Origin of the sequence: Methylocucumis oryzae (assembly GCF_000963695.1) — a bacterium.
GTDB lineage: Bacteria > Pseudomonadota > Gammaproteobacteria > Methylococcales > Methylomonadaceae > Methylovulum > Methylovulum oryzae.
Genome location: NZ_LAJX01000180.1, coordinates 1 through 6,628, shown reverse-complemented (window position 1 = coordinate 6,628; position 6,628 = coordinate 1). Strand labels below are relative to the sequence as shown.

Below are 6,628 nucleotides of genomic sequence, written 5' to 3'. Positions count from 1 at the left end.
AGAAAACTGCTCCCTGCGTTTTCTGCATTCGCCACGTCCTTGTGGCTTGAGGTGTCGGCAGCAGGGATGCTGCCGCCAAGCCTACAGGGATGTATTTACGGCGTTCTTCACTCTGATAACGCCAGGGATGGCGTGTAGTAGGGCAACGCAGGAGCAGTTGCCGAATGACCTGTCCCGGCTTAAGTGGGTAGCCAGAATAAGCATGAAATAACATAAGTAATGCGTTCGTTGTAGATAGGCGCGAATGAATTCCCACCTACAGCTACCGAGCTGATTTTTTACACACTTCTTAGTTTTTGCTTAGATGGGATTGAATGATAGGGGCGTAAACACCCCCCTATCAAAAATGAACGGTTATTTTTTACTTGCGTTTAAATGTTCGGCTGTTTGCTCAACTGATTTTAACGCAACGTCGGTATGCCCTAACTCGCCATGATCAACAGCGTCTTGTATAGATTTAGTGGCGGCATCTAAATGACCTTTGACCGCACCCTTAGCCTCTATTGAGGCGGCTAAGATATGGTCTTCTGCTAATTTAGCATGTTCTACTAATATTTTTGCGTGGCCTGCTTTACCGTGCTCGGCAGCTTGGTTGACATGGTTTAACGCTTCATCGACATGTTCCTCGAAAGCGGCTAATACGGCGGTACTCAAACTAAAGAATAAGACCGCACTGATGAATGCTATTTTTTTCATTATTCTTTCCTCTCATTAGCTGTTATTGATGTAGTTATCTTCACTATCGACTCAAAACATACCGAGTCGACACCAGCATTGTATATCCCAAACCGGGTACTTTCAATAGCTACAAATAACATAAAATCAATAAGTTAATTAGCTCTTGCGGCATAGTCGAGCCATACAAGAACGGCTGGACAGCTTGTATAGTGTCATGATAAACAAAAATATTACACGTCTTGTTCTAATCCATCGCTTCATCCTTTGAAACTAGTGCAACTTCGCGTATTCTGTTGGGCTTTGGCATCTATGTAAGACGAATATGACAACAACAAACGAACTTTTTAACCGCGCCAAAGCCGTCATTCCGGGTGGAGTTAACTCACCGGTACGGGCTTTTAACGGCGTTGGCGGCACACCTATTTTTATTGACCATGCTAAAGGCGCTTATATCACTGATAGCACTGGCAAAACGTATATTGATTATGTGGGTTCGTGGGGCCCTATGGTCTTGGGCCATGCTCATGATGACGTCATTGCCTTGGTCAAGCAAACCGCTGATAAAGGCTTGAGTTTTGGCGCACCGACCCAACTTGAAACACTGCTAGCGGAACAAGTTAACGCACTCATGCCTAGCATGGAATTAGTCCGAATGGTGAGTTCTGGCACAGAGGCGACGATGTCAGCGCTGAGGTTAGCGCGTGGTTTTACCCAACGCGATAAAATCGTCAAATTTGAAGGTTGTTATCATGGTCATTCCGATGCGCTATTGGTTAAAGCAGGCTCTGGTGCATTAACCTTAGGCGTACCCAGCTCGCCCGGTGTACCAGCAGCCGTTGCTGAAAATACGATTACGCTACCCTATAACGACAGCGAAGCGGTGCGTAAGCTGTTTTCAGAATTAGGCGAGCAAATCGCCTGCATTATCGTCGAGCCGGTCGCTGGTAACATGAATTGCATTCCACCTGAAGCTGACTTCTTGCCCACACTACGTGAGGTTTGCGACCAGTACGGTAGTGTGTTGATTTTTGATGAAGTGATGACCGGGTTTAGAGTGGATTTACATGGCGCACAAGGTCTTTATCAAATACAACCGGATTTGACGACACTCGGTAAAGTCATTGGTGGTGGAATGCCTGTTGGCGCATTTGGCGGGCGCCGCGCTATTATGGAGTATTTAGCGCCATTAGGTCCGGTTTATCAAGCCGGTACATTATCAGGCAATCCGGTAGCCATGGCAGCGGGTTTAAAAACCCTGGAATTAATTCAACAACCCGGTTTTTTGCTGAGTTAAGCGCTAAAAACGCTACGCTTAACGTCGGGATTAACTGAATTAGCCGCTCAATACGACATAGCGCTGACCAGCAATCAAGTCGGTGGCATGTTTGGCTTATTTTTTACTCACGATAAGCCCATCCGTCGTTATCAACAAGTCATGCAATGTAACGTTGAGTTATTTAAACGCTTTTTCCACGCCATGTTAGAACAAGGTGTTTATTTAGCTCCATCGGCGTTTTGAAGCGGGCTTTGTCTCAGCCGCGCATGGTGATGAAGAAATTAACCAAACATTAAAACGTGCCGCAGCCGTGCTTCAACAGTTAGGTTAACTTGCTGCTATACTTCATACGGTCACATTCGATTTTTAGATAAGGGTGCGCTGTGCGCACCTGTATAACATCATAAAAATCAATGAAAAAGGTGCGCACAGCGCACCCTACAACAACTTAAGTTGGTAGCCAATAAATCTTAATTGACTAATACGACAGGCGTTTTCACTTCTGATATTTTTAAGCCATAACGAATAGCTGGCGCTTCAATGGCTACGCCTGTCAGTGTTTGCCAAGCCAATTGCGCTAAATTAACCCCAGCCAGACATGCCATGCCAAAACCGCCTGAGGGCCTGGGGTTAATTTCCAATAGACGTGGGCCGTTGACACCCAGCTTGAATTGGATGTTAAAAATGCTATTCAACCGATAATACGCAGTTAAACGTAATACCATTTGGTGAATGGCGTCGTTATTATCTATGATTTGCCCATGCCCAGCATGTAGGGATTTTTGCCGTTGCACTGCGCATAGCAAGCGGCCATGCTCGGCAACACAATCAACACTCCATTCATGACCCGACAAATGTTCCATTACTAATAACGTATTGAAATGTTCTATGTTCGCCATGCCTTGTTGTAATTCACTTAACGGAATATGGTATTCGATACCTTTAAGCAAATGCTCAATACTGACATGGTGGTTATCGAGTATCCTAAAGCCTAAGCCAAATACCGACACCGACGGTTTTACGCACAGCGTTTTGTGTTTAGCAGATAATTCAGTAACAGCCGCCGCAAACGCACTAGGCGTGTTAACGGCGATAAAGTCCATAGTTTCGGCAATACTAGGCGATAATGTTTGATAAAACTCGGCCTTGTTTTGCAATAAGCGCAGTACATCAGGTTCAGCAACCGAAACAACGTTAACGCCTTGCGCCTGAAACATCGCTTGCTGCTGAGCAAATAATATCGCTTCTTTAGCTGGCCAAATCGTATCAATGCGGTGTTGGCGACAAAAAGCCAAGCACCAATCCAGATAAGCCATGCCGGTTAGCCCGGCAGGCTCTAAGTAGTATTCATCAGCCGCAAGAAACGCACTCGCGGTTTGATGCGTATGCGTGACAATTAAACAAATGCTAGGGTCAGCTTGTTTAAGTTGGTTTAAAACTGAGCTAATCGTTGAAAAACGTTTTGTTAAACCATATACGCATTGCTTATAAATGCACAACGATTTGCGGTAATAAATTATCAAATGTACGGCCATTGGCATTTTCACCAATCGCGTGCATTTTCCAATCGTCATTATGCCGATACACTTTTGCCATGATTTGTGCCGAATGCGAGCCTTGCGCGCTTAAGGTATAACGGGCAATTTCGTTACGCGTGTTACCATCGACAATACGGCAATACGCATTTTCAACCGCATCAAAGGTTTGCCCAGTAAAGGAATTGACGGTAAATACTAAAGATTTCACATTCGCTGGAATTTTATCCAATAACACGATGATTTGTTCATCATCGCCCTCGCCTTCGCCGGTTCGGTTATCACCGGTATGGGTCACACTGCCATCGCGACTTTTTAATTGCCTAAACCAAACGGTATCGACGACTTTGTTCGCGTCATCAAATAAAATGCATGAGGCATCTAAGTCTATGCTCTCGCTGGCGCTTCCACCGAACATACCTTTCAATAAACCACCGGTCTTTTTCGCATCCCAACCTAAGCCCATAATGATTTTGCTTAACGTCGTACCGGATTCTTTAGCCAATGATATTTTTTGGCCTTTTTGTAAATTAATGCCCATAGTCGTTTCCTGGGGGTTGTTATTTAAACATTAACACCGTAAGAACTTGCCAAAGGCCCTAAGCCACCGGCAAAACCTTGACCTACGGCTTTAAACTTCCACTCGCCGCCATGACGGTAGATTTCGCCGAAAATCATCGCGGTTTCGACGGATGCATCTTCGCTTAAATCATAACGCGCAATTTCTTGACTGTTATCTTCGTTGACAATGCGGATATACGCATGACTGACTTGGCCGAAGTTTTGTCGTCTGGTATCAGCATCGTAAATAGTGACGGTAAACACGACTTTTTTCTATGTCAGCAGGTATTTTGGCTAATTCAACTTTCACCACCTCATCGTCGCCTTCACCCACACCCGTTGTGTTATCACCCATGTGTTGCACGGCGCCGTCGGCAACGACTTTGTTATTGAAAAAACAAAAATCGCCGTCGCTACGCACTTTTACCATCGGCTTTGACTAAAAACGCGCTAGCATCTAAGTCAAACGCCGCGCCATCGGTAGCGCGGGCATCCCAACCTAAACCGACGACAATTTTATTCAAGCCCGGTGCTTCTTTACTTAAGTTAACGTTACCGCCTTTTGTTAATGAAATCGCCATTGTTATCTCCTGTTTATTTTTAGTAGTTAAACGTTAATACCGTATTGTCTTGCTAATGCCGCTAAGCCACCGGCGTAACCTTGCCCGACAGCGCGGAATTTCCATTCACCATTGTGTTTATAAATATCGCCAAAAATCATTGCCGTTTCAATCGATGCATCTTCGCTTAAGTCATAGCGGGCAACTTCTTGTTGTGTGTCTTTATTAACAATACGCACAAACGCGTGTGAGACTTGACCGAAGTTTTGTTTTCTAGCTTCGGCATCGTGTATGGTGACCGTAAAGCTGATGCGTTGTATATCTGTCGGCACTTTATCTAGTAACACTACGATAACTTCATCATCGCCATCACCTGCGCCCGTGCGATTATCACCGGTATGCTCAACAGAGCCACAGGTTGAACGCAGTTGGTTATAAAAAATGAAATCGCTATCGGAACGCACTTTACCGCTGTCCGTTAACATAAACGCACTAGCATCTAAATCAAAATCCGTACCATCAGTAGGTCGCACATCCCAACCTAAACCCACAAGAATATTTTTCAAATTGGGGTCAGTTTTCGATAAGCTGAGGTTACCACCTTTGTTTAACGAAATACTCATCGTCACCTCCGTATTTTTTATTTAAAAACAGTGATTAACAGTTACTCACACAACTCAACACCGGCTTGCCTAACTGCAGCCGAGGGTATTAACGACATATTAAATAACCGACAATAATTTTCTGTTGTACACGCTGCAATGGCATCGACGGACGTATTGCGTAATTGGGCTATATATTCAGCCACATAGCGTACATACATAGGATAATTCGGTTTGCCACGTTTAGGTACCGGCGCTAAATACGGCGAATCTGTTTCGATTAAAAACCGGTCGGCCGGTATGCGTTTAGCCACGTCTTTTATCGCTGTGGCGTTGTTAAACGTGACAATACCTGAAAATGAAATATAAAAATTTAGTTCCATTGCCGCTTCAGCAAAACGCCCAGTCTTCGGTAAAACAATGAATAATACCACCGACGTGTTCAGCACCCTCTTCTTGCAAGATACGCAAGGTATCCGCTCTAGCCTCACGCGTATGAATGATTAATGGTTTATGCGTAAGTTTGGCCGCTTTAATATGGTTGCGAAACCGTTGTTGCTGCCAGTCCCAGTCAACCTGCTGGGCTTCCTGCTCAGGTTTAGCTGTACGAAAATAATCTAACCCGGTTTCACCAATAGCAATAACTTTAGGGTGATACGCTAACGCAACTAATTCAGCCACATCTGGCTCTTTACCGTCACGCTCATTCGGATGCACACCGACGCTAACCGCAATCTGTGGGTAAGGCTCAACCAACGCGAGCATATTCGGATAAGCTTCCAAATCAATGGCAATGCAAAGCATCTGACTGATTTGTTGTGCACTGGCCTCACCCATGAATTCTGCGAAACTATGGTGATAAGGCTTTAAGTCAACACGGTCTAAATGGCAATGAGAGTCTATAAACATGATTACATGGTATGAGTTGGCCTATCTGCGTTTAACGCACCCGCTAGATAGTTTTCAATTTTACTGCGTGCAACACCACCATCTTGATCGGAGAATTGCACACCTATTCCGGTAGCGCGATAGCTTTCTGAACCTGGTGGCGTTTTTCCAAACGACTTTACCCGCAATAGGTAAACGCTCGGTTTCTTCCATTAAGCTTAACAGCATAAAGACTTCTTGTCCCATTTCGTATTGCCGATTGGTTGGGATAAACAACCCCCCATTATTAACAAAAGGCATATAAGCTGCGTATAACGAGGCTTTATCTTTAATTGATAGCGTTAAAATACCGGGTCTTGACGTTGTTGTCGTTGCTTCTGCCATAAACTACACCTTATTAAGTTGTTTCCAACGATTTATACTCTGAAAGGTTCAGTTTTCAGCATCTTGTTGTTGCCGTAGGGTGCGCTGTGCGCACCTTTTTCATTGATTTTTAATGAAAAATTTATAAAGGTGCGCACAGCGCAC

Annotated in this window: 6 protein-coding genes and 3 pseudogenes; 1 reads left to right on the top strand and 8 read right to left on the bottom strand. The window is 44.6% G+C overall.

What is annotated here, in order from left to right; genetic code table 11:
* Positions 1-354: 354 nt before the first annotated feature.
* On the bottom strand, positions 355-696 hold the full coding sequence (gene smbP, locus VZ94_RS15880; protein WP_045779975.1) for a small metal-binding protein SmbP: 342 nt from the start codon (positions 694-696) through the stop codon (positions 355-357).
* Between the two features lie 304 nt (positions 697-1,000).
* Between smbP and hemL the strand changes: the two are divergent.
* Positions 1,001-2,285: pseudogene (gene hemL, locus VZ94_RS15875) on the top strand (glutamate-1-semialdehyde 2,1-aminomutase).
* A gap of 139 nt (positions 2,286-2,424) precedes the next feature.
* Here hemL and VZ94_RS15870 read toward each other — a convergent pair.
* From VZ94_RS15870 to VZ94_RS15845, 7 genes and pseudogenes are all read right to left on the bottom strand, one after another.
* Positions 2,425-3,453: an ATP-grasp domain-containing protein gene (locus VZ94_RS15870; protein WP_239650000.1), complete on the bottom strand. Its 1,029-nt coding sequence runs from the start codon at positions 3,451-3,453 to the stop codon at positions 2,425-2,427.
* The gene (locus tag VZ94_RS15865) at positions 3,440-4,030 is read right to left on the bottom strand and encodes a TerD family protein (protein ID WP_045779974.1); all 591 of its coding nucleotides are present in this window, start codon (positions 4,028-4,030) and stop codon (positions 3,440-3,442) included. Before VZ94_RS15865 ends, VZ94_RS15870 begins: the two co-directional genes overlap by 14 nt.
* Positions 4,031-4,053: 23 nt before the next feature.
* Positions 4,054-4,631 (bottom strand): annotated as a pseudogene (locus tag VZ94_RS15860) (TerD family protein).
* Positions 4,632-4,657: 26 nt separating this feature from the next.
* On the bottom strand, positions 4,658-5,233 hold the full coding sequence (locus VZ94_RS15855) for a TerD family protein (RefSeq protein ID WP_045779973.1): 576 nt from the start codon (positions 5,231-5,233) through the stop codon (positions 4,658-4,660).
* A gap of 41 nt (positions 5,234-5,274) precedes the next feature.
* Positions 5,275-5,595, bottom strand: a complete 321-nt coding sequence (locus VZ94_RS32310; RefSeq protein ID WP_338040451.1) for a TatD family hydrolase — start codon at positions 5,593-5,595, stop codon at positions 5,275-5,277.
* 7 nt (positions 5,596-5,602) lie between these two features.
* Positions 5,603-6,121, bottom strand: coding sequence for a TatD family hydrolase (locus tag VZ94_RS32305; RefSeq protein WP_338040450.1), 519 nt, complete (start codon positions 6,119-6,121; stop codon positions 5,603-5,605).
* A 2-nt stretch (positions 6,122-6,123) separates the two neighbouring features.
* A pseudogene (locus VZ94_RS15845) lies at positions 6,124-6,484 on the bottom strand (PilZ domain-containing protein).
* Positions 6,485-6,628: the final 144 nt, after the last annotated feature.